Raw genomic sequence first — 22497 nt, 5'->3', positions numbered from 1 at the left:
AAAATGCCCGAAATGGACTGCGCAGAAAGAGCCTGCGTTACTACTATCCATATTGGTGGCATGTCAACCCGATTGAATGTGGATTGCGTATTTGAGGTGCCGACAACTCAGGATGAGAGAGATCCGCTACGCCCATAATCAGCTCGGGTGACGGACAGGGGGTATGTTAGAAGCATCGGGAAAGCCCAAAACCATATCACATTGCTGCTCGACTGCGAAAAGCTGCTGAATGAAGTGAGTTTGAAACTGACTCGGTGCAGCTGTAGTCACATATATCAGTCCGAATTCCGAAACACAATGATTAAAGCAACATTTTATGTGAAGTAACAACATCTTTAACACTCGGCCCTTGGAGAGGGGCTTTAAAAACTACTACTCAATAATGCGGAGAAAGAGAAAAATGAAAAAGCGCTTTGAAAATATGAAAGTGTCACGAAAGCTGTCAACCGGATTTTTTATTGTTGCCCTTATTGGAACTGTTATTGGTATTGTAGGTATTTTAAATCTGATTAAGTTTTCTAACGATCAGCAGGTAACCTATGATCAATGCACCATGGGAATAAACTACGCTTCCCAGGCGGAAACGGACTTTATGGCTCTTGGCAAGGCAACAATCGGACTACAGATCAACTTAAATAACGCGAATGCAAAAGAGCAGTACATTAAAAAAGTTGAAAGTTATATTGATGCAATAGAAGCAGACTTCGAGGCATACAGTAACACAATCGCCAATGACGAGGACCAGAAGAATCTGGACGCTGTTAAATCCGCATATGCGAGTTATCTGGAAATAATCAACAAAAATTTGTCCCTTGCAAAATCCGGCGGGTCCTTTGATGAAATGACGGCCAATATTTCTCAGGCGGAATCCATTGTCAATGATACGACAAAGGCATTCGCCTCCCTGACGGAATATGACGTCACCCTTGCGCAAGAAGACATCGCGGCCGGAAAAACATCGGCAACCTTATCAATCTGCCTGATGATTGCCGTAATTTTGATATCTTTTGCGATTTCTTTTATCTTAAGCCGTTTTATATCTGGCATGATTAGCAATCCCATGCAAAAGTTCGCGGCGTTTGGCGAAATGCTGGCAGTCGGTGACATTGATGCGAGCAAAGTTTTAAGCAAAGAAGACTTGCAGTTGAAATACAGGAAAGACGAAATCGGGACGCTTGCCTTATCCTTTAATAAGGTGATGGAAAGCACCTCCGAGCAAGCTCGAAAAACTGCGGCAATTGCGGAGGGTGATCTTACCACTGTCATAACGGTAAGATCCGAATTTGATGTCATGGGCAAAGCTCTCACCGACCTTGTGGCAAAATTTCATGACCTCGCGGCCTCCATTGTCGCATCGGCCGATCAGGTGGATGCAGGTGCAACGCAGGTGGCGGATTCCAGTACAGCACTTTCTCAGGGTGCGACAGAACAGGCCAGCTCCGTTGAGGAACTGTCGGCATCCATGGAGGAAATCACCTCACAAACGACACTGAATGCTGAGAACGCGCAAAAAACCAATACGCTGGCAGCCAGCATTCAAAGGGATGCAAATTCCGGCAACGCACAAATGGTGGAAATGCTTCGCGCTATGGATGAGATCAATACTTCTTCTGTTAGTATCAGTAAAATCATTAAGGTAATCGACGATATCGCTTTCCAGACAAATATTCTGGCGCTCAATGCCGCGGTGGAAGCGGCCAGAGCCGGAAGCGCGGGCAAGGGCTTTGCCGTGGTGGCCGAAGAAGTCCGAAATCTTGCTGGAAAGTCCGCACAAGCTGCAAAAGAGACGACAGAGTTGATCGAAACTTCCATGCAAAAAGTGGATGCCGGAACGAACATCGCAAAAGAGACGGCGGGCGCGTTGGGCAAAATTTTGGAAGGGGTTTCGCAGACCGGCGAGCTTGTCGGAGCAATCGCCACCGCTACAAACGAACAGGCGGCGGCTTTGGAACAGATCAATCAGGGGATTGTTCAGATATCGCAGGTTGTTCAGAGCAACGCGGCTTCTGCCGAGGAAAGTGCGGCGGCCAGCGAAGAACTTTCTGCTCAGGCCGACAGTTTGAAGGACTGTGTCAGTGTATTCAAGTTAAATAAAAAATTTGCTGCTGGAAAAGATGAGTCGATTCCGGACGAAGAGCCAATGAGGAAAATCCCGTACCAAACGGCTTCATCCAAAGCAGCAATATCTTTTGCGGGCAGCGGCGTGAAAAAATACTGACGGTAAAAACGAATATCGGTACAAATGCAGGCGTGAGATGCTGACTCTGCAAACATCTCACGCCTGGGAAATATTTTACGAGCTATATAAACGATCATTGGATTGCTCAACGTATCGCCAAGAAAATGGGATAAATCTACAGGCCGTTGCTGCGTTGCATCGCCCCGTTACAACAGTTGCAGAATTTATTCACACTCTTTTATAGAACGTGAGCAACTTTCTTTCATAGCCCTGCATTCAAAAGGCGTTATCAGTCAACTTGCATACATACGACTGTCACAAAAGAAGGTAATCAGACTTGACTCATTCAAACAACGCACAAAAGCACAGGTCTACATCAATAATACGGGTGTTTATAATTACATTTATTCTGTTACTACTTATTACAATTATCGGTATTGGCTGTATGGTGTTCTCAAATTGGGAGGTTTCCGGGAAAGAATCCTCAGCTGGGCTTGCAAAAAAAATGACTTCGGAGATTGAAGACCGGGTTAATTCGTTCATACAGTCGTCCTTGAACATGAACGAGGTAAACAGCAAACTCTTTGAAGACGGCGTAATAAACTTTTCGGATGACGGGAGCCGCGACAAGTTTCTTACCGACAGCCTGCATTCTTTTTCGGACTATATCTACAGCTACGGCTTCGGCACGCCAACGGGTGAATACTTCGCAGCGCGCAGAGATCAAAGCGGTAAGATGGAACTCACAAAAAACAGTCATGAGACAAGTAATGAATCATGGGTCTATACAGTGAACGAAGATATGTCCGCAGGTACTTTTTTAAATAGTGAGGAAGCGCGCGATCCTCGTGCAGCGGAATGGTATCAGTCTGCCGTTCAAGCTAAAGGACCGGTGTTTTCCACAGTATACAGATGCTCCTTCATGAAGGATCTTGCCATATCCGCTGCTCAGCCGGTGTATAACAGTAACGGAGAGCTTCAAGCCGTCCTTAACGCGCGCATTCTCCTGTCCGACATGAATAAAACACTTACGAATATCGTTGACGGATATGGCGGTTACGTTGTTATTATGGAAAATAATACAAGGTGCCTTATTGGCAATTCTTTGGGCGCTGATAACTATGAGCTTGCTGCGGATGGCACGCTTGAGCGAAAGACTGCAGATGTTCTTGGGGATCCCGCAATTATACAGGCTTACGAGCAGTATCTGCACACCGGCAATTCCAATCAATTTGTAGAAGAAAAACGCGGTGGGTTGTTTGCAAGTTTCTGTGAATATAAACTGCCGGGTATAGATTGGATTATCGTGTCCGCAATTCCAGAAGAGACTTTGACAACGGGGCTGATGCAAAGTATTCGCACAACTGCGTTCCTTGTCTGCATTGCGGGTCTGCTCTCTGTTCTGATATTTTTTATGATCAGCCGAAAGCTGCTAAAGCCCATGTTCGGTTTATTAAGCGCCTCGGAGCAGTTCGCTGCCGGGGATTTGAATAAAAGGGCCTTAATTATTAGAAATGATGAAATCGGAAGAATATCCGAAGCCTTTAACCAGGTAGCGGACAACATGCAGGCTCTTATTAACAATCTTGAGCAAACTGTGGCTTCGAGAACAAAAGAACTAAAACAGGCAAATGATGCTCTGCAGGAACACCGCAATCAGTTGCAGCTAATTCTGGACGCCACGGCGGAAGGTATATTTGGCACGGATCTTGAAGGCATCTGTACCTTCTGCAATGCAAGCTGCCTACGCCTTGTGGGCTTTGAGAACGCAGAAGACATGCTCGGGAAGGAAATTCGGTCCCTTGTCCACCACAGCTACAGAGATGGGACGCTGCGCTCCACGAGTGAGCGGCCCCTGACCGAATACCTGAAGGCAGGGATGACCGGCCAACCGGTTGAGGATGTGTTTTGGCGGGCCGGGGGTGGTTGCTTCGACGCCGAATGGCGCGCCATGCCTCGATTGAAAGACGGACGTAGAGACGGCTTTGTCGTCACGTTTTCGGATATTACCATGCGGAAGCAGGAGGAAGAAAAAATTCTTTTTTTAAGCTGCCACGACGCAATGACAGGCCTTAAAAACAGACGCTGCTTTGAACGTGAAATGGAAGTGATAGATACTAAGGAGAATATTCCTATATCCGTAATTTACATAGATCTCAACGGGCTGAAAATGATAAATGACGCTTTTGGGCATTCCGTTGGGGATAACCTGATTGTAAATGCGGCAGAAGTGCTGAAAGAAGCCTGCCGAGAAAGTGATGTTGCCGCCCGTGTGGGGGGTGATGAGTTCGCCATTCTGTTGCCCAAGACCACATTTCGAGACGCTGAGATGATCGCAAATAGGCTGAAAACCGAGTTCTCACGTAAAAAGGTCCAAATGATCTGCGGCAGTATGGCCCTTGGTGTAAGTACAAAAACTCGAAGCTATCAGATACTTGAGCAGACATTAAAAATTGCTGAAAATGAGATGTACAAAGAAAAAAACATCTCAGGCAAGAGATTTGGAGCAGATGCTGTTAAAAGTATTATCCGTTCACTCCATGAAAAAAGCCCCAGGGAAAAGGAACATTCAGAGGAGGTTAGCAGACTTTGCGGAGAAATCGGTACAGTTATGAGGCTTCCGGAACAAGAAATTCGAAGACTTCGCGATGCCGGATATCTGCACGATATCGGCAAGATTGCGCTTAGCAACGATATTCTCGAAAAGGACCCGGAGACGCTAACTGAGGGGGAAAAAGAACGAGTACGACAGCATCCCGCGGTGGGTTATCGGATTCTGAACCTGTACGAGGACTCGGCAGATCTTGCGGACGGCGTTTTTGGACATCACGAAAGATGGGACGGCTCGGGGTATCCGAAAGGGTTGAAGGGCGAGGAAATCCCCTTCATTTCAAGGATTATTGCGATAGCCGAAGCCTATGAGCGGGTACGAAACAGAGGCAACTATTTGGAAGAGAGTAAAGAATGTGCGCTGCGGGTAATTCTAGAGGGAGCTGGAAAGCAATTTGATCCAAGTATTCCTGAGCATTTACGACAAGCGCTGATTCTTGATATATCATAACCAAGTATTAATTCCTTTGTGTTTATATGTCTATACTTGCACATTTTACCAGAAGGAAAAAGAGAAAATGTACCAAACATTATGTAGTGAATCTAATGTGAGTGAGATCATTCGCTCTCTTCCGGATGAGCAGATCCGGCATTTAACACATGTTAAAAACTACGTAGATATTATAACTGAACTAATAGTTCGTGCCGGTGCATATCCGGAAATCAAAAGGTTGGGCGAATATAAGTGTTTTGGAAAAGCGGCCTATTATCATGACATTGGCAAGGCCTGGGTACCAGTGGAGATCCTCTCAAAGCCGGATCGACTCACAGCAGAAGAAATGAGTCTCATGCGGAAACACCCCTTATTTGCCGAGGAGCTTTTCAAATTAATCCGGAACGGTTCTGTTTCCGGCATACCCTCCGAACTAATGCAATTGGCGCATGACTCCGCTGTCTATCATCATGAGTGGTGGAACGGAGACGGCTATCCATATGGGATTAAATGTGAACGAATACCCCTAATAGCTCGGATTACCTCCGTGTGTGATGTTTATGATGCGATTACAGGCGATCGGTCCTATCGGAGGGCGCGCAGCCATGAATATGCCTGTAGGGAAATAGAAGCGAACGCAGGAACACAGTTTGATCCAGGGCTGGCAAAATTGTTTTTGGACAATGAATTTCAGTTTTTGGTTAATTAGGTAATGCGAGCAGCTGAAGGTATGTTCGCAACCCCCAACGGAGAATGCGTCCTCTCTCAACTGAAAACGGAAAGTTCGATCTGGCTGGTGTCAGTCCCGCAGGAGGCCATTGACCTGCTCATCACGGAACACAGCAAACATCCCGACAGTCCCTACCTTTTCCCATCCCCCATTACCTGGGGGATGTACTATCCCGACTCGGTGGTCAACATCCACAAGAAGATTTTGGAGGATGTGGGACTCCGAAAGCAGCAAGAAAAGCGTAACTGCAAGGGCGTCCGTAAAGGCGCCCTAAGCAAGCGAGAAGAGAAAGAATTAAGTTACCTGATAAACCTGCTCGGATTTCTACATGGCAAAGATCAAACGTACAAGTTTTTTTGCCGCATGAGAGATAGTAACATTATAGTGTTTTCCTTCGGCACGTTTCTTTGCAAAATAGGCAGCAAAAGTAGGATCCCAAAGGCAATCGTATCTCGCTGCGGTATAGATTACGAACCGAAGATAGCGCGAACCGCGCTTTTTCATGCGAACATGGCCGCTTATGTGCTGGCCAGATTGGTAAATAGACGGTGAAAGGCCAGCATAGACAAGAATCTTGTCTGGAGAATTAAATTGGGGGAAATCTCCAATCTCGGCTAAAATCATGGCTCCCATGCGTGTGCCAATACCAGGGATGGTGATGATGGGAGAATGAATTTCAACCATCATAGCTTCAATCTGCTCTTCAATTTCGTCGATCTCCATATTCATCTCTTGAATGAGGCGAATTGTGTGTTGCAGTTCCAAGGACTTTGCAGGCATTCGGGAACCAACAGATTGCCTGGCAGCATCACGAATCTCAATTGACTTATCTCTGCCGTAGCGGCCTTTGGAGGCGTCCACAAGAATGGTTTTCAAGTGCGTCAGGTTGCAGGAGGCAATCTGGTAAGCACCGGGCAGTTCGCTGAGAAGTGCATAAACAGACGCCCCGTGAAGTGAAGGAACCAATTTTTCGAGTTCTGGGAAGAGAATATTGACCAACTAAGCGACAGACTGTTTGGCTTGGCGCGTGCCCGCATTTTGTCAAAACGGTATCGCGTGAGTGACTTTAGTTCTTCGTTGTGGTAAGCTGTGTCCGTGTAGGACTTGAGATTCACATCAGACATGAGCTAGCTGCAATTGTTCGTGCATCCACACGGTCTGTCTTAGTCTTTCTAAGGCTGAGGCTTTTCCGATAAAAATTGGTGTGCAAGGGGTTAATGACAACGCTGTCTAGGCCATTGTCCAGAAAAAGCCTAAGAATGTTGTAGCTGTAGTGTCCGGTAGCCTCAAGCCCTACCTTTATTTCCTCGGACTTCCCGGCGCAGGAATGGATCTTCTGCAGTAAACATTCAAAGCCGGCTCCGTACGCCGTGTGGAGGACATCACAGAGGCGCTGTGGGGCAGCAAGGTATCCTCGCGAGCTGAACAAAAAAGCCTACGCTCATATTGAGGATTGGCGCAACCGACCACTGCATGGCGGGAAATATCCGTATCTGGCGAAAACCTCCAGATGCCAAAATGCAAGACACCCCAGGCCGAAGCCCATGGCATGGAGGTGATTAGATGCCGTCAACCCGTAAAAAAGAGACCAAGGATGGGCGCATATTCTATGAAATCATTGTTCGCCATGGCCGTGATTAGTCCGCTTTAACTTTGGAGTCAGAGGGCCATAGACAGAGAACTTACAACCGTTGCCGCAGACTTTGAGCGCCGCTGCAATGCCGGTGAAGTTATATCCCGTCAGGAGAAGAAGGACAGGGCTATTTGGGAGGCGCAGGAGGCCGCCAAGGTGCTGACCCTCGAGAGACAATATGGGCAGACCGTGTTCATGCCCGCCAAGGCCGTCACAATTAGTGAGAACACCCGTTCTAACTTCTATGGTTGCCTTAACCGGAGCATATACCCGATTCTTGGTGATCTCAAAATGCCGGATATCACACTGGCAAATATATTTGCCTTACTGCTGTCCATTCAGTCAGAGGGGAAAGCACCCGCCACGGTTATCAAATGCTATACCATCCTTCATAGCCTTTTTAAGATGGCCTATATGGCCGACGCTATACCCAAGAATCCGATGGACAAGGTTGAGCGGCCAAAGCCACGTAAAGACGAGACGCAGACCACCGTTGAGGCGTGCAGCATTGAAGAGCTGCGGCATATCCTGCAATGCCTGGAGCAGGAGCCGTTGAAGTGGCAGGTGCTGGCCCGGCCGCTGATGGATACAGGCATCAGGCGCGGAGAGTGCCACGATCTTAAGTGAAAGGACATTGATTTTCTGACCAACACCATCACCGTCACCGGAAACCTCTGCTATACTCCACAGAAAGGCGTTTACCTTGACACCCCAAAGAATGACAAGCCGCGCGTGGTTGATGTTGACCATTCTGTAATGGCCCTCCTTCGGTCTCTGCGGAGTGAGCAGGCCGAAAAAGTAATCCGTGCGTATGTCTTCGCTCAGGACGGAAGCCCGGAACCAATGCACCCATAAAGCCCTACGCGCTATCTTAAGAAGCTTTCTGAGCGGTACGGTATGCCGGGTCTCCACCCTCACAAACTCCTCCGCAGCTTCGCTAGCGTGGCAATAACGAACGGCGCTGACATCACCAGCGTATCGGAGAAACTCGGGCATAGTGACAAGGCGGTCACGCTTCGGATGTACACCCACGCTGATCAGGATAGCACGAAAAGGGCCAGCCAAATATTCCGTGATGCAATCGAAAAGATATAAAAACACCGGGCAGGAATCATCCCGCCCGGTCAATCTTTGTGCCTGGTGTTGATTTTTGTGTTGGTTTTTCGGTGTAGTCAGCAGCCAAGAAAAAGCAAGAAACTCTTAGAGCCACAATGGTTCTAAGAATTTCTTTGGAGCTGCTACCCGGATTCGGACCGGGGACCTCATCCTTACCAAGTGATTGGAAGGCTTCAGTTTATTGCGATGCAACTCTTTTTAGCCGTTTTTGCTCCAAAAGAATGAGGCCTTTTGTCCTATTTATTCCGTTGTCTCCATCCGCTCGTTTCCCCGTGTGGGTCAATGTGTGGGTCAAGGCAGTTTTCAGCGTCCAAAATCTGCGCCGCAATTAAACAAAGAAAAAGCTTGAAGTGCAGTTCGTCGCGGCACATTTTCCTCCAGGGCGGCGCCCGCCCAACTTCCGTCGATAATAGTAAGTTTTATACCGCTGTTCCTCTTCTTCAACTATGCCTTACTGCACTAGGTCGCGTCTGAAAAAGGCGGGGAAATAACCATCATGGATGCGGCGGATTTTGAAACAAAATTTGATGTTCTTTGCAAGTGCTTTCAATAATTTTCCGGATGGTGTCTGCATCTACCGTTTCAGGATTCAGTGTGATATAGAGCGCGCACGGACCATATTCACTAAGGCTCAGCCACAAATCGTATTTTTCTGCGGCCATGGCTTCCGCAGCGTTTTGGGCATTTGAGAACACCTGCTCACATGGAAAAGTATAGAAGTCAAAGAAGCAGTAGTCTTCCGTGTCCAGGCTCTTATATGCCCAAAAAGCAGTCGCATCAAAGCCTTCTGTTAAAATCACCAGATTTTTTTCATCCTTTGCATAGGTAGATATGGAAGCATTTAAATTCTCCAGGAAGTGATGATACCGTACAGTGAATTGCTCCGGATGCCATCGCTGCTTTTTGGAATATTCTTTTCCAGACTGGATCTCTGTCAAAACCTGGTGAGAAACGCAGAGTTGCTCCATCACTTCCATGCTGAGCTTTACGATTCTGCGGTCATCCTCGCCTACGTTTGCACCAAATTCATATTGAATATGAGTGCATGGAACAGCTTTCTGGGCCTCGTCCGTGCATTTGACAAAGTGCATGCTACCGTCCGGCGGCCAGTCATCCGATACGGGCGTAAATTCGTAGTGCCGTGGGAAATAGTAAAGGTCCCATAAAAGTTTAATCAGTCCCATATCTAATCCTCCGTACAAGTAATATCCACGATGTATTGCCCAAGCGCGTCTCCGCCCAAAGCGCCGCCGATGCCGCCCACAATACTCAGATCCGGGATTGCAATGGGTGCGGCCGGGCCGGTTGCCGCTCCGGCCAGCGCGCCGAGTTTTGCCCCTAGCACGGCGCCCGCCCAGCTTCCGCCGATGCCGACGGCGGTGGAAAGCGTCTTTTTGCCAAGCTTCCGGTCCGCGTCCGTTAAGTCCACTTCAATCGTTGTCCCCAACTCCAACGCATCCAGTGCAATCCCTGCGACCAGCAGCACTCTTCCAGCAACATGAACCATCTTGCCAGCGCCTTTTAAATCTTTTAGCTTGTCGTAGGCGCTATCACTGAGCCGATAATGATTATAGTTGCTCTGTATTTGGTCGTAAAGCCAATTGCTATCCGGTCTCGGATCGAAATTAATGTGCGGATAGGTGATATCCGTTTTCATGCCGCGCGGCCACGCTGTTTCTGTTCCTTCCGGTTTCGGATCAATCCGAATATATGGATGAGACCCTATCATAAGCGCGTCGTCTAAATTGTGAGTCTTACCATATCTTGAACGGCCAACCGTAATGCCTGTTAAATCGCTTTGTAATGGGTCAATCCAAGTCAGCGTCGGAACCGTTCCGTGTTCCAAATTACTGATAAATTTCTCCCACGCCGCCAGCGTTTTCTTCCCGTAAACACCGTCCTCATTGAGATGCTCGTCCACACCCAGCTGGTTGAGCTTGCTCTGCAATTGACGGATCTTTGCCGGATCGCCGCCCACAAACCACGCCAGCTTCTCGATTTTACTGTTGGCCGAACCGGTGCTGATACCGCAGCGTTCCAGCTCGCTGACAGCGGTTTTCAGATTTTCCTCCGTTTCATCCGTGATGTAATTGTTCTCCCGTTCATTGCGCTCCAGATCTCGCTCCAGTTGGTGAGCTATGGATTCCAGCGCGTCCCTCAACAGACCGTCGTAATTCGGGCTACCCCAGCGCGCGCTGCACATTGTCGGGACATCCTGACGGAAAACAACTCGCTCCATGCGATCCAGATACTCGCTGCTGCCAATGGGATACCCGCATTTTCCCCGCGTATCCACATTGCCACTGCTGCTTTTGTAAGAGTCCAGAACCTCCTGCAAAAAATCCTTGTCCTTTCCCTGCGCAATCTCCTCCAGAAAAGCCCGCTTTTTCGCGTTGCTTCCCGCAGCGAAAGAAATGCTCCAGTCCGCAGCCTTCTGAATGAGATCCACGCATTCACTGGCAAAGAAATTCGAATTGTTTTTGATTTAGCGGATGGCGTTTTGGATCGCACGCTCGTCGCTGAAAGGATTGCTGAAAAATCCGGACAGGGTCAGCATAGCAACGCACTCGCCGCTGTGGCTGCAGGAACTGCCAGCCATTCTGCATACATCATACAACCCTCGAACCTGCATTGCAAGGGCGTTTCGCCGGTCGGAATCGATGGAGGAAAGCTGTTTTCTGTGCTCCTGTAAATCGTCGTAGATTTCTTCTGTCATGTCGCCTGCCCGGCTGCCGGTTTCCCGCAATGTTTCGGAATAGTTTGTCTCCGATGTCCGCCGCATCAGTCCGCCGAGAAATGTGGAGCGGTTCACCCTGCTCCAATAGTCCCCGCTTCCCAAGACGGCCCCATTTTCCCCAATTCCTTCTTTACTCACAAATACGCCTCCTAAAAGTCTTTTGATAAAAGCGTATCAATGGAAGGATATTGCATATAATCGTGCAACAGTTTTAAAAAGTTAACAATATTTTATAAAAGAACATGAAGTGTCATCTGACAATCTGCATGGTCTGTCGAAAAAGGCAAATAAACGCAAAATATAGCTCAATATACAGTTGGCAAACGGTTGAACATCAGGACTATGTGATCCTTCACAAACTCGTACATTCACGAGTTGCAAACCATGGCAGAGAATTTGTCGCAATTCTCGATGCACATATGCGGCAGTCTGCTCTATACCATCCGCTCCATTCAAGAGGCGCTGGCGCTGTTCTATGAGCGACTTGCGAGGGACGAAAGAAGAAGCAGGATACAGGGCGGGCGTCGCCAGCGCCGCCCGCCCGGTCACAACTGCCCGCAGTGCGGGCAGTTACGAGAGATTTTCGGGTACCGCAGATGGGGTCAAAGTTAGGGAGGAAAGAGCTTGCTGAGGTCATCAGGCGGAAACATCACGGTGGAGCAAGGCTTTGAACGGGGTCAGAGCCGGAAAGAGAGGCAGATATGGCCTCCGGAAGCGGCCCAATTTCGCCCGAATTGTGCCCAGCGTGGTCTGCAATGGCTCACACAGCGGCTCACAGAGGCTGACAGGGGCGAGTTTTGCGAGCCGGCGTTCCACGCTTTGTTGCTGGAGCGCCGTGTCTGCCCATGATGGAGAAAACTCAAAAATTCGCAGCCTATTTTACTGAGGACCAGAAAGACAAGATTGACCGTTGCCAGGAACTGGACGAGGGTCAGAGCGCGGCGGAAGTCGTACGGAGAGCGGTGGAATTCTACCACGGGTACTGACTGCGGGTGACACCGGGCTGTTCCTTCCACAAGCAATCCAATCATACCTGGACGGTCGGCTCGGGATGTTCGAGGATTGCATGGCGAGTCTGCTGTACAAGCAGTCGGTGGAGATCGACATGACCAACGGGATCATCGCCACCGCTTATGACATCGGCGAAGATGCGCTGCGGCACATGCGGGCACAGAGCGTCAGAAATGTGAAGGAGACAAACGGGCGCATCTCTTTTGAGCAGCGCATGCGTGATGCGGGTGACGAGTAATGGCGAAGCTGATCGTTAAAAGTCACTATGCCGCCTACCGCGTCGGCAAAAAATATCTCAAAGGGGAGATTATGTAAAAAGATATGGGCAAGGCGCTGCGATATCTGACCGACGCCGCCAACGCCGAAAACCAGTACGCCCAATATCTGCTGGGTAAGCTGTATCTGGCCGGGTCCGTAACGAAACGTGACATACCCACGGCGGAATACTGGTTCTCTCAATCTGCCCGGCAGGGAAATCAGTACGCACAATTTTTCCTCGACCGAATGTGTCCCTCACGCCAGCCTCCCTCATGCTGTCAGCGACCCGGCTTCTCCGCCACATGGCGAATATATTCCGGGATAACTCGCTGCCAAAAACCGGACCCATGGGAATGCGGATTGACCGCAAGCGTCTGCAAAAGCTCGGGGAGAAGAAAATCGCCATGGGCCACAAGCCGGACGACCATGAGGAATACACCGGCCCCACCCTGTCCATGTAAACCTCCAAGTCATTGGAAACACTGCATTTTCTAATTGCTTTGTGCCGGCGGTTGTGGTATATGTGTTGTCTTGAAAAGGAGGCGATTCCATGTATGACTATATGAAATCTCTGCAGAGGAGCTTCGACACGCCGCCCGATTGTAAGCGTCTCAGATATGAGCTGGACTGTGCGCATGAAGCTCTGCACGAACAACTGGATAAACAACAACGCATATTGCTGCTGCGCTACATTGATTTGGAAAACGCACTGCGCGACGAGACATCGCTGCACAGCTTCCTCGCCGGCTACCATCTGGCCTGCGGAATTTACCGGGAGCTGTCCGACCAGCCACGCTACTCTTTCGATAAAGAGGAAGAAGAACACGCACGGGTTCTGAACGAGGAAGAACATCCAATGTGAAAACAACACCATCCCAAGTTTTGCAATCTATCTTTCATAAGACCGAGGGCCGCATTCCAGTAATGAATGATCCAAAATCTGCGCCGCATAAACAAAGAAGAACACCACGGCGACAGTCGCACTGGCAATTGATAACTTTCTGATAACTTCGCGCTGATCTCATGGCTGCTGCGATTGCTGTATGGTATTGTGGGTCATTACAAAAGAGTTGATTTTATGGCAAAGAAACGCGCCAAAGGTGAGAAAAGTAGAGATGAACGTGCTTTCATTGGAAAGCATCAAGGTCCATTTGAAGGCCGCCGTTCAGCGGGACGCTCTGCCCATGTTCTATCTGGAACTGGTCAGCGGTATGCGAAAGGAGAACTGGTTTCGCTCCTCTGGAGCGATGTGGACACAGCTCATAATACGATCTCCGTCAGTAAGCAATATGTTCGCAACCCCAACGGAGAATGCGTTCTTTCTCAACCGAAAACGGAAAGCTCGATCCGGCTGGTGTCCGTCCCGCAGGAAGCCATTGACCTGCTCATCACGGAACACAACAAACATCTTGGCAGTCCCTACCTGTTCCCATCCCCCATTACCGGGGGGATGTACCATCCCGACTCGGTGGTAAACATTCACAAAAAGATTTTGAAGGATGCGGGACTCCCACACCTGAAATTTCATAAACTCAGGCACACGTTCGCCACGACAGCGCTGCAAAATGGCGTGGATGTGAAGACCGTTTCCGCCATGCTGAGTCACTACGACGCTGGCTTCTCCCTCCGAACCTACACGCATGCCACCCGGCAGGCCCAGGACGCCGCGGCGATCACCATGGGTGAAGTTATGCCACAGGTGGTGTGATCCCGACAAAGCCAAAAATCGCCCTCAAAAAACGCAAAATCACCGAACAGTTTCCTGTCCGGTGGTCTTTGTTCGTCTTGGGGCATTTCCGCATGTGGGTCACGGTGTGGGTCAGAAATTTACATTAAACTAATTCAGAACTTTTCAAAAGAAAAAGCCACCGCTTTTTATGGAAAGCGGTGGCTTTTGGAGCTGCTACCCGGATTCGGACCGGGGACCTCATCCTTACCAAGGTGTCTGTGTTAAGTACATAATTGTTATATACAAATGCTTTGCAGTCTAGCAAATCAAGAGGTGACACATGTAGTGCCACATTTTATCAATGACAAGTTATGCGTCAAATAGAAGTTAAGTTAACTTAACTGGAAGCAACTATAAAAAACTGAGCCACTGTTCTTAAATTATTTCTAATTCGTATTGGCTTTGTTCGGCACAGCCTATTTGATTTCAGGATAGCGCAAGAAGCCCACTTCTTGGGATAACAACAATTCAACGAGGATTCCATATTGTCCCAGCGATTCCCAGTACAACAGCCATGATTAACCCACATGCAATATAGGCCGCGTACATCGGATCAACAAAGTAGATAACGCATATCATAACGCACTCAATGGCTGCCGTGATGGCAACTTTCACTTTAATGTTCTTCCTGCGTGCCTGAAGATACATCTTGTTTTTATGAGGGACCGGAGCTATGGCAATGGCGATAATGGCTCCCGCTACGGTGCAGAGGACTGCGGCTACAGGATGGACTGCCAAGACAGGGCTGACGGCCATACTGGACGCGCCGATCACCGTCCCGATCAGAATGCACCAAAAATAGGACAGGGCATGCAGCCCTCCCAGGTTGGCCCGCAACAGAGAAAAACTGACCGCCCAGATCAGTAAGGGTACAACGTGGTGTGTGAAAAGCCCAATCACAAGCAAAAAACCGTCTGAGATCAGAAGGTTTAAAAAGCACTCGGCCCCATAGGTAAGTACCTCTTCCTCCTCATGATCGGCACCGTTCTCAATGAGATACGCCGATATTTTTTTGGATAATTCAAAAATCATACGATTACCTCATCATGTCCGCATAAGACATCAGCGTGGATCGGACGTCCTGTAAATAGGTTTGGCTGATTGGCACAATTACGCCGTTTGACAGCACCAATTCCCGTCCTTTCAGCTTGGATACATGCTCCATATTAATGATAATTGTCCGATGGCAAAAGAGAAACCGGCTGGGAAGGTGGGAAAAGACGATTTGCAGCGATTCCCTCTGCCGGAAATCCCCATCCGTGGTAATAATCTGTGTATAGTGGTTGGCGCTGCAAAAATAAATAATCTTGGAATAGGCAATGCGCGTCACCCAATCATGATTGCGGAACGTATAGTGATCATCATGCAGTTTCTGCTCCACATAGTCCATGCATTTTGCAATTTTCTCGTAGGAGACGGGTTTCATGAGATAGTTCAGGGCTTGCACTTCATATCCGTCAAATACATATTCAGAGAAAGAAGTTAAAAAAGCAATCTGCCCATGAAAGCCCTGCTGCCGAAACTGACGGGCTGCAGAGATCCCATCCATTCCGTTCATCTTAATATCCATCAAGACAAGGTCAAACGAATCCTCGCAGGCATTCAAAAATATCTCGCCGCTGTCGAAAAGCGCAACATCAATCAGGGCCTGATGTTCCTCAGACCATTGCCGCAGCAGATCCCGTAAGGCCTCGGCGTGGGGCGTCTCGTCTTCAACAATTGCGACCTTCATTTCGTGTCCTCCAGAGGAATCATAATGCTGACGCTGAAATGGTCTTTTTCCGCCTGGAATTGGCAGGTGCCGCCAGCTTGCTCGACAATCTCCCGGATGCGCCGAATTCCGATGCCGTGGTGATTTTCTTTTTTGGTAGAGCGCAGACCCCCTTGTGTCCCAAGCAAATAAGCTCCATCGGAAGAATTCGAACAGAAGAGATACAGCATTTGTTTCCATGGCCTAATTTTAAACTGGATTGCGGCGTTTTCCGGAATTTTTTTGCACGCCTCGATTGCGTTGTCCAATAGATTTCCTATAAGAGAGGCAAATGTCACGTCTTTTAAAGGAATCTCATTTGGCAGATACAGCTGGGTATCAAATCGAATGTTGTGTCGCCGTGCCTCCATGATGCGAAGAGAAATGACAGCGTCAATTGTACGGTTTCCACTGCACAAGATGCAGGCGGAAGCCGGAAGCGCCGAATCCAGCTGTCCGCAGAATTGCTTCAGTTCCGCGTATTTCTCCTGTTCGATCAGGGCAGAAATCAGCCGCAGTTGCCCTTGATAGTCATGTTTCCATTCAGATAAGGATTCGGTTGTGGAAACCATTAAATCATATTGCTGCTGCTCGGCCAGCGTCAGCTGCTGCTTTTGCTGCAGCTCCCTGTTTTTTCTGAGAATGACGCCCAGCCATTCAAACGTAACCAGCAGTGTAAAAAGAATCAGCAACAGGATATAGCATAAGATCGTCAGTGTCTGTGCCTCTGCAGCGGTTGTGGGATTGGTTCTCAGCACCAAGGAGAGATCTAAAACGGACTCTTCTGCAAAAATGCCGATGGACAGAAGAGCAAATAGAACTAGACTGACGGCCAATGGGAACGCCGGCTCTGGTTCGCCGAGATGGGCGGACACCCATACGATCACAGTCACAAGAAATAAGTAGACCAAAGTAAACTGGATTCTAACATTATCAAATGCCATGAACTTTTCCAACGGAGCGTTAGCCATTGATTCCGCAACAGAAAACGTAATATTATCCGCCAGAGCCACGATCAAAAAGTAGATACCCGGCCACAAGACCGCCTTGTACCACATGGCGCGATGGAACCCGTTAAAAATCCAAAATGCAACCAGAACGCAGACGGAAAAATTGAGTAAGATCCGCAAGCTGGAGGATATCTCCAGGAAAGTAAATAAGCTCAGTGTGCAGGTCAAGACGCCCACTGAAAGAAGCAGCCTGATTTTGCGGTGGGCGTTTAAGCCGATCTTTTGATAGAGCAGATACGTAATCAGCAGTGCCTCAATCAGGCAGACAAATATTTCCCAAAAATAAGATTGCATAAAGTAAATATCCACCCCTCCCACCGGTAACGCTTTTTATATTACCATAAAAAGCCAGAGGATGACAGGGGTGTTAGATGCAATTCACGCCGGAAAACAGGCAACTCGCGCCAAAGCCCTTGTTTTTTCCAGATTCTGTGATAGCTTCGACTGTAGAGATGTAAGAAAATTGGGAATCTCAAAAATTTAAATGAAGGAGCTGTTTGGAATGAAAAAGAGACAGGACAAAGAATTTAAGCGGGTTGCGAGGAAACGGATTCTCCATGCAAGCGGAGCCTTTTTGACGGCTCTGGCAGCCGTCTTTGCGGCGGCCCCCTGCAGCGCCCATTTTTATGAACCCGAGGTTCCCAGGAAACTGTGGTAAACGCTGATTGCTTTTACAGGAAGCTATACTCAAGCCGAAAACCGACGATTCCTATAAAGTCCCAGTTTAGGTTTGCTAGTTTTAGTTGGAAACGCAAGTATCTGCCTATAAAAAGCGGAAAGGTACTGCGCACAAGCAACTTTGCAAAGAGAGGGGTGGGCCCCGTGCAGTAGGAACGTGGAACACCGATTCGGTAGGTAATTCTGGTGGTAACGATGAAAATAAAGGGAATATCCCAATGGGCTAATCGTGACGCTTTCCTGTAGGTTGTTCCTTGTCGCTTTACTCGAAACCACACAAATGAAAGGAAGTACTATCATGAAAACGAAGAAGTCTAGCATAAGAAAAAGAGAACTCTCCCTGCTCCTTTGCCTTGCCATGCTGTTTACGTTGTGTATTCCAGCATTCGCGGCAGAGCCGGTGTCGGGAGAAAATAAGACCGAATCTGAAATGGCTGCACTGGATGCACAAATTGCACAGGAAAGTGAAGCCTACAAACAAGCAGAGTACAAATCTATTCACGAACAGCTATACGTCCAGCTAAAGGAACAGAATGCCCTCGACCTTTTGCCCAAAATGCAAGAAACTATTTACGCTTCTGTTGAGAAGGAAATAGACGCCTTTATAGCAAAAAAGTATGGTCGGTCCTTATCGACGCAGAACACCACAACTCGCAATGAATATAATGAAATCTATGCTTCGAATGGGGGGTCCCTCGAATATGAAGAAATTGATTCCAGCTACGATCTTAAATGCGCCGAAAGCTATTTAGATACAGATGATACAGATCAGCTTCTTTGGGATCAGGCGACTTCTTTTACCCTGAGTGATGTGCTGTATACGGTACTGGGATATGTACCTAAAGTGGGGGCTTTCTTCAGCTTATTGTCCGGCATTCCGACTTATACCAATAAATTTGCGTGGCAAAATGTTAAAGACGCGGGCAAGCATGCCAATATTATGAACACTGAATCTTACGACCAATTTGATGGCGAGACTACTCGCGTATCCGTATTATTAGGATGGTATTCGTATCCGATGATGAAATATCCGACTGACGTAGATTCCGTAAGTTATACGTTACATCATTAATTATATGTTCCACCACGCAATAAAGCTCTGATGTAAATCTCTACTAAACATCTCTCGCTGGTTGAATCCTGATCATAGAAGCAAATCTACAATAGAACAAGGCAAACCAGCTTGTTCTGGTTTGCCTTGTTCTGGTTTGCCTTGTTCTGGTTTGCCTTGTTCTGGTAAACTCTTTTGCATATCACAAGACAAATATGCCTGCATGATTTGCACGAACTCAAGCAAAACGGAGGATATTATGATAAAGAAGCGACTTCCCATAAGAAAAACAGTAATTCTATTGGCGCTGTTTTCTGAGCTGGTTTTTCAAGTCTTTTTTCTTCAGAGCTGGATTAACCATCAGAATATTGTCATCCTTTCACCTGCGGACCACTTTTATACTTATGCCCAACTTGAATGGTTAGACACATACATTGAGCCGGAAAATTTCGATCAGTTATTTTCCCTGACTATGTGGGTTGGATTTTTATTTAGTATGCTCCATATTTTTGTCTTTCTCGGCCTGAGCATGAAGGAACAACGAAATAGGATTGGGCTACCCTACTGGGCAGGAATTACCTGTCTTGCTCTACATGTGAATCTCTTTTTTCAACGGTACTACATGTTCCATGTGGATCAGTATACCCTGCCCATGTCGTTAACTTCTCTAGAAATTCAGTCGCTTTTTTTCTTGGCCTTAATTATCAAGCTACTTCTGTCAAGCTCCACGTATATGAATAATATTAATAGCGCAAAGAGTTGGCGTGGCTGGAAAATTGTGGTTGGCGTCGCGTTTGCCACCTGTCTGGGACTGATTATCTATCTCTGGATGAGGTATTCCAACTATGCTTATATGGACATTTTCCATCTCCGCCGTTATTCGGAGCAGGATTTGAATCAGATACGCCAAGGTCTCTCCTTTCCCAAAGGGTATCAGCTTTTAGTTGGAGTTACAGAAGGGGTGAATATGGTGCTACAATGTATTTTTCTAACCGGAAGTTGTACCCTGCTGTCCCAAAAAAAATGGTGGCACAGCAGAGCCAGAATTCCAGTCCTCATTATCCTCGCCGCAGTCAGTGGGCTTTGTTATCTGACTCTTTATTATAATGGTCAACTTGCCAAAGTTCTCGCCCTGCCCATGCTGATGACTGACACAGGAATCTTATCCGTGGGGACCATTCTCTTGTTTATCTGTGTCAATCAACTTTCTGAGGATGATACATCGTCTCCGGCAGAAGGTTCGAGATAATGATTTGTTACATGAGGTGCTTCGAATATTGGACCAGCGTTAGAGTTAAAGATCGAGGGTTCTAAGCGGCAATTTTAGCTTGATTTCGGGCAAAATCGGCTGGTGTAAGGCATGTTAGTGCGCAGTGAGGACGAAATTCATTATAGTCCGTTCTCCAGAGCTCAATCTTCTCTCTGGCGTCTTCCAGAGACATAAACCAGTTATCATTCAGACATTGAGCCATTAAACGATTCCATGTAGGCATTATCTGTCGGTGTTCCCGGCCTTGAGTAATCTAACTGGACATGATTGAAGTAGGCCCAAGCATCCAAAGCCTTTGATATAAATTCAGGGCCATTATCTACCTTAATGCGTTTGGGTAAGCCTCTTGTTTGTCGAACTTGATCCAGTACGGCAGCTACCGTTTCTCCAGTAATGTTCTTATTCGCGTACAGAGCCAGACACTCCCTGCTGCACATATCAATCAGGGTAAGCGTCCGAAATCTCTTTCCATTATAAAATTGATCGCTGACAAAGTCCATTGCCCAGCACTCATTGAGAATACTGGGTATTTCTGTTGATGGGATCCTGCTTACGATCTTTTGGCGCTTTTTCGCCTTTTGCCGTAGATTGAGCCCTTCCTCCCGGTATAGCCTATAAACACGCTTGTAGTTAATCTCCCATTCTTCGCGCAATAGCAGAACATGGATACGGCGATAGCCGTACCGGATGCGAACCTCTGCTATTTCTCGAATTCTTTTTCTTAATACAGCCTGTCGGTCTTTCTTTAATTCATATCGATAAGAATAGCGATAAATCTTCAGCACCGCGTACATCCTCCGTTCGCTGATGGAATAATGCTTTAGAAGATATGTCGCCGCCTCTTTCCGATCGACAGGCCTTACCAGTTTTTTGAGAGCATATTCTGCAGCATCGCCTTATCCAAACTCGGATCTGCCACCAGCTACGAGCCGTTTGAGCTTCTTCATATCGCTGGGCATCATGCCGCCATATTTCTTCATCCATCGTTTGAAACTTTGCTCCGTTATTCCGAGCTTGCGGCACACCTCTGCCACCGGCGTGCCCAGTTCTACCTGCTTTAACGCAAACACGATCTCCACTTCTGTATAATGGTTCTTTTTCATCTTCGTCACATGGTCCTTCCTTTTTTCTATTTTACTAGATTTTTAACTCTTTTATTGGGCCACTTTTTCGGGGGCAGGTCAGGAGGCCACACTACATCACAGTAGTTTCTTACCAACAATATCCTACGTCAGTCCTGGATCAATAAGTGAAATGGAACATTGCCAGCAATGGTTGTTAGCGACAGTACTAACCTTATTTAGGGCGGCTTATTTTGGAGAGTAGCATAGCGGCAAGTGTACCAGCCCTTGAAGCCGGGAAAGCAGGTCGGCACCTGCCTCTCTAGCCATCCGATTCGGAGCAGATTATTATCGGTGAACTCTCTGATGGGCCAGCCGTCCCAGCCAGTTGGTACACAATATATAGTGTGTTTTATTGTTGCGCAATCGCATATATAGCTGTATAATATTCCCAATGATGTTATAAGAATAGAGGGTGGGAATAGTATGGCAAACATTGATGCGTTGTCAATGCCGTGGATGAATAATCCATTGTTTGAACAAATGGAAAGAATGCAACAGTTGCAAGATAGTATGCGACAATCGCTCGGGCTAAGCTATCAACAAATTTTTCAAACAAATTTGAATTCGGCTTCAGCAGCACTAAAAGCTATCACGCAACTTCCAATGCCAGATATAGGAGCCAATATTTCAGGCGTTTCACAAGCCTTAAATATGTTTGGCAATAATATAAAATGGGAACTCAACATTTCTCCGATGATATATTCCATTAATCAATCTGTTCAAAACTCTTTAATTGGGCTATCTCGAGCAAATATGCTATCAAATTTATCATCAGTTCTTGAAGGCATTAATCTTATTGATCTCTCTGATATAGATACAGATGACCATGATGATGATATTGATAATGCTGAGCAAGAGAAACAACTCGCTGCTGATGCAATATCAGAGATCATTAGCGATTCTCAAAATTGGCAACAAAAGTTGTTATCAACAATTGAGGTGTTTAAAGAGTCACATCCAGTAGTAGCATCAATAATAAGAGAAATTTTTATTAGCATTATTGCTTCGCTTATATTGCAAGTGGCTACATATTCCGTTGGCAAAATCACGCGTACTACTAAAGCTTACGAAAAGCCAACTTCTTCTTCGACGGTAGTAAGCATAATTGGCGAATTGACCACCGTTTGCGTATTCTCCGGCATCCGGCCAAGGTTCGCATCTGATCCGGCCAGATGTCG

20 protein-coding genes, 1 tRNA gene and 5 pseudogenes are annotated in these 22497 nt (G+C 47.4%); 17 read left to right on the top strand and 9 right to left on the bottom strand.

Translation table 11 applies throughout. The features are described 5' to 3' along the window. The first annotated feature begins 400 nt into the window (after nt 1–400). The 3 genes from ABWQ15_RS07600 to ABWQ15_RS07590 all read left to right on the top strand — a co-directional run bounded on the left by ABWQ15_RS07600 (nt 401) and on the right by ABWQ15_RS07590 (nt 5931). Nucleotides 401–2218 (top strand): methyl-accepting chemotaxis protein, encoded by a 1818-nt coding sequence (locus tag ABWQ15_RS07600; protein ID WP_353908157.1) that lies wholly within the window; start codon nt 401–403, stop codon nt 2216–2218. Nucleotides 2219–2516: 298 nt separating this feature from the next. Then, nucleotides 2517–5240 (top strand): HD domain-containing phosphohydrolase, encoded by a 2724-nt coding sequence (locus ABWQ15_RS07595; protein ID WP_353908156.1) that lies wholly within the window; start codon nt 2517–2519, stop codon nt 5238–5240. A gap of 67 nt (nt 5241–5307) precedes the next feature. Then, entirely contained in the window at nt 5308–5931 is a 624-nt protein-coding gene (locus tag ABWQ15_RS07590; protein ID WP_353908155.1) for an HD-GYP domain-containing protein, read from the top strand. A gap of 345 nt (nt 5932–6276) precedes the next feature. On the opposite strand, the gene ABWQ15_RS07585 is transcribed toward ABWQ15_RS07590, so the two are convergent. Beyond that, the gene (locus tag ABWQ15_RS07585) at nt 6277–6951 is read right to left on the bottom strand and encodes a transposase (protein ID WP_502919112.1); all 675 of its coding nucleotides are present in this window, start codon (nt 6949–6951) and stop codon (nt 6277–6279) included. Nucleotides 6952–7063: 112 nt separating this feature from the next. Then, nucleotides 7064–7255 (bottom strand): IS110 family transposase, encoded by a 192-nt coding sequence (locus tag ABWQ15_RS14125; RefSeq protein WP_502919113.1) that lies wholly within the window; start codon nt 7253–7255, stop codon nt 7064–7066. Nucleotides 7256–7312: 57 nt separating this feature from the next. Here ABWQ15_RS14125 and ABWQ15_RS07580 point away from each other — a divergent pair. From ABWQ15_RS07580 to ABWQ15_RS07570, 3 genes and pseudogenes are all read left to right on the top strand, one after another. Continuing rightward, nucleotides 7313–7448: pseudogene (locus ABWQ15_RS07580) on the top strand (transposase); the annotation flags it as partial. 293 nt (nt 7449–7741) lie between these two features. After that, a complete protein-coding gene (locus ABWQ15_RS07575; RefSeq protein ID WP_353908154.1) occupies nt 7742–8212 on the top strand; it encodes a tyrosine-type recombinase/integrase in 471 nt (156 codons plus the stop codon). Nucleotides 8213–8461: 249 nt separating this feature from the next. Then, nucleotides 8462–8680, top strand: a pseudogene (locus ABWQ15_RS07570) (tyrosine-type recombinase/integrase); the annotation flags it as partial. A 515-nt stretch (nt 8681–9195) separates the two neighbouring features. On the opposite strand, the gene ABWQ15_RS07565 reads toward ABWQ15_RS07570, so the two are convergent. The 3 genes from ABWQ15_RS07565 to ABWQ15_RS07555 are packed head-to-tail and all read right to left on the bottom strand — an operon-like array spanning nt 9196 to nt 11576. Continuing rightward, the gene (locus ABWQ15_RS07565; RefSeq protein WP_353908153.1) at nt 9196–9885 is read right to left on the bottom strand and encodes a hypothetical protein; all 690 of its coding nucleotides are present in this window, start codon (nt 9883–9885) and stop codon (nt 9196–9198) included. Between the two features lie 2 nt (nt 9886–9887). Next, nucleotides 9888–11150: a peptidoglycan-binding domain-containing protein gene (locus tag ABWQ15_RS07560; RefSeq protein ID WP_353908152.1), complete on the bottom strand. Its 1263-nt coding sequence runs from the start codon at nt 11148–11150 to the stop codon at nt 9888–9890. 36 nt (nt 11151–11186) lie between these two features. Next, nucleotides 11187–11576, bottom strand: a complete 390-nt coding sequence (locus ABWQ15_RS07555; protein WP_353908151.1) for a hypothetical protein — start codon at nt 11574–11576, stop codon at nt 11187–11189. Between the two features lie 707 nt (nt 11577–12283). On the opposite strand from ABWQ15_RS07555, the gene ABWQ15_RS07550 reads away from it, so the two are divergent. From ABWQ15_RS07550 to ABWQ15_RS07525, 6 genes and pseudogenes are all read left to right on the top strand, one after another. Next, the gene (locus ABWQ15_RS07550) at nt 12284–12424 is read left to right on the top strand and encodes a hypothetical protein (protein WP_353908150.1); all 141 of its coding nucleotides are present in this window, start codon (nt 12284–12286) and stop codon (nt 12422–12424) included. Nucleotides 12425–12504: 80 nt separating this feature from the next. Continuing rightward, complete coding sequence (locus tag ABWQ15_RS07545) at nt 12505–12687, top strand: hypothetical protein (protein WP_353908149.1); 183 nt, start codon at nt 12505–12507, stop codon at nt 12685–12687. An 83-nt stretch (nt 12688–12770) separates the two neighbouring features. Next, a pseudogene (locus ABWQ15_RS07540) lies at nt 12771–12878 on the top strand (hypothetical protein); the annotation flags it as partial. 131 nt (nt 12879–13009) lie between these two features. Continuing rightward, the gene (locus tag ABWQ15_RS07535) at nt 13010–13168 is read left to right on the top strand and encodes a hypothetical protein (RefSeq protein ID WP_353908277.1); all 159 of its coding nucleotides are present in this window, start codon (nt 13010–13012) and stop codon (nt 13166–13168) included. Nucleotides 13169–13257: 89 nt separating this feature from the next. Then, the gene (locus ABWQ15_RS07530) at nt 13258–13569 is read left to right on the top strand and encodes a DUF6809 family protein (protein ID WP_353908148.1); all 312 of its coding nucleotides are present in this window, start codon (nt 13258–13260) and stop codon (nt 13567–13569) included. A gap of 232 nt (nt 13570–13801) precedes the next feature. Further along, nucleotides 13802–14415, top strand: a pseudogene (locus ABWQ15_RS07525) (site-specific integrase); the annotation flags it as partial. 489 nt (nt 14416–14904) lie between these two features. On the opposite strand, the gene ABWQ15_RS07520 reads toward ABWQ15_RS07525, so the two are convergent. From ABWQ15_RS07520 to ABWQ15_RS07510, 3 genes are read right to left on the bottom strand one after another with little or no spacing between them, the layout of a single operon-like run. Then, a complete protein-coding gene (locus ABWQ15_RS07520; RefSeq protein WP_353908146.1) occupies nt 14905–15468 on the bottom strand; it encodes an accessory gene regulator B family protein in 564 nt (187 codons plus the stop codon). A 4-nt stretch (nt 15469–15472) separates the two neighbouring features. Next, on the bottom strand, nt 15473–16168 hold the full coding sequence (locus tag ABWQ15_RS07515) for a LytR/AlgR family response regulator transcription factor (protein WP_353908145.1): 696 nt from the start codon (nt 16166–16168) through the stop codon (nt 15473–15475). Further along, complete coding sequence (locus ABWQ15_RS07510) at nt 16165–17490, bottom strand: sensor histidine kinase (protein ID WP_353908144.1); 1326 nt, start codon at nt 17488–17490, stop codon at nt 16165–16167. The genes ABWQ15_RS07515 and ABWQ15_RS07510 overlap by 4 nt, the downstream gene beginning before the upstream one ends. 208 nt (nt 17491–17698) lie before the next feature. Between ABWQ15_RS07510 and ABWQ15_RS07505 the strand changes: the two genes are divergently transcribed. From ABWQ15_RS07505 to ABWQ15_RS07495, 3 genes are all read left to right on the top strand, one after another. Further along, nucleotides 17699–17854, top strand: coding sequence for an AgrD family cyclic lactone autoinducer peptide (locus ABWQ15_RS07505; RefSeq protein WP_353908143.1), 156 nt, complete (start codon nt 17699–17701; stop codon nt 17852–17854). A gap of 318 nt (nt 17855–18172) precedes the next feature. Continuing rightward, nucleotides 18173–18946 (top strand): hypothetical protein, encoded by a 774-nt coding sequence (locus ABWQ15_RS07500; RefSeq protein ID WP_353908142.1) that lies wholly within the window; start codon nt 18173–18175, stop codon nt 18944–18946. Between the two features lie 238 nt (nt 18947–19184). Further along, nucleotides 19185–20174: a hypothetical protein gene (locus ABWQ15_RS07495; RefSeq protein WP_353908141.1), complete on the top strand. Its 990-nt coding sequence runs from the start codon at nt 19185–19187 to the stop codon at nt 20172–20174. Between the two features lie 61 nt (nt 20175–20235). Here ABWQ15_RS07495 and ABWQ15_RS07490 read toward each other — a convergent pair. Further along, nucleotides 20236–21298, bottom strand: a pseudogene (locus ABWQ15_RS07490) (IS3 family transposase). Between the two features lie 213 nt (nt 21299–21511). Here ABWQ15_RS07490 and ABWQ15_RS07485 point away from each other — a divergent pair. After that, nucleotides 21512–21585 (top strand) — tRNA-Gln (locus tag ABWQ15_RS07485). A 157-nt stretch (nt 21586–21742) separates the two neighbouring features. Continuing rightward, nucleotides 21743–22497 (top strand): hypothetical protein (locus ABWQ15_RS07480; protein ID WP_353908140.1); only part of this gene is annotated, 755 nt, incomplete at its 3' end.

Origin of the sequence: Oscillibacter sp., from assembly GCF_040505565.1 — a bacterium.
In the GTDB taxonomy this organism is placed as follows: domain Bacteria; phylum Bacillota; class Clostridia; order Oscillospirales; family Oscillospiraceae; genus Oscillibacter.
Note: the sequence above shows the minus strand (reverse complement) of the source record. Positions and strands in the feature narration are given on the sequence as shown.

What these genes read in the sequence shown, in the direction of transcription:
- ABWQ15_RS07500 (WP_353908142.1), top strand. Translation starts at nt 18,173, where the DNA reads ATGAAAACGAAGAAGTCTAGCATAAGAAAAAGAGAACTCTCCCTGCTC.
- ABWQ15_RS07545 (WP_353908149.1), top strand. Translation starts at nt 12,505, where the DNA reads ATGGCGAGTCTGCTGTACAAGCAGTCGGTGGAGATCGACATGACCAAC.
- ABWQ15_RS07505 (WP_353908143.1), top strand. Translation starts at nt 17,699, where the DNA reads ATGAAAAAGAGACAGGACAAAGAATTTAAGCGGGTTGCGAGGAAACGG.
- ABWQ15_RS07495 (WP_353908141.1), top strand. Translation starts at nt 19,185, where the DNA reads ATGATAAAGAAGCGACTTCCCATAAGAAAAACAGTAATTCTATTGGCG.
- ABWQ15_RS07590 (WP_353908155.1), top strand. Translation starts at nt 5,308, where the DNA reads ATGTACCAAACATTATGTAGTGAATCTAATGTGAGTGAGATCATTCGC.
- ABWQ15_RS07520 (WP_353908146.1), bottom strand. Translation starts at nt 15,468, where the DNA reads ATGATTTTTGAATTATCCAAAAAAATATCGGCGTATCTCATTGAGAAC.
- ABWQ15_RS07530 (WP_353908148.1), top strand. Translation starts at nt 13,258, where the DNA reads ATGTATGACTATATGAAATCTCTGCAGAGGAGCTTCGACACGCCGCCC.
- ABWQ15_RS07565 (WP_353908153.1), bottom strand. Translation starts at nt 9,885, where the DNA reads ATGGGACTGATTAAACTTTTATGGGACCTTTACTATTTCCCACGGCAC.
- ABWQ15_RS07510 (WP_353908144.1), bottom strand. Translation starts at nt 17,490, where the DNA reads ATGCAATCTTATTTTTGGGAAATATTTGTCTGCCTGATTGAGGCACTG.
- ABWQ15_RS07515 (WP_353908145.1), bottom strand. Translation starts at nt 16,168, where the DNA reads ATGAAGGTCGCAATTGTTGAAGACGAGACGCCCCACGCCGAGGCCTTA.
- ABWQ15_RS07535 (WP_353908277.1), top strand. Translation starts at nt 13,010, where the DNA reads ATGGCGAATATATTCCGGGATAACTCGCTGCCAAAAACCGGACCCATG.
- ABWQ15_RS07600 (WP_353908157.1), top strand. Translation starts at nt 401, where the DNA reads ATGAAAAAGCGCTTTGAAAATATGAAAGTGTCACGAAAGCTGTCAACC.
- ABWQ15_RS07550 (WP_353908150.1), top strand. Translation starts at nt 12,284, where the DNA reads ATGATGGAGAAAACTCAAAAATTCGCAGCCTATTTTACTGAGGACCAG.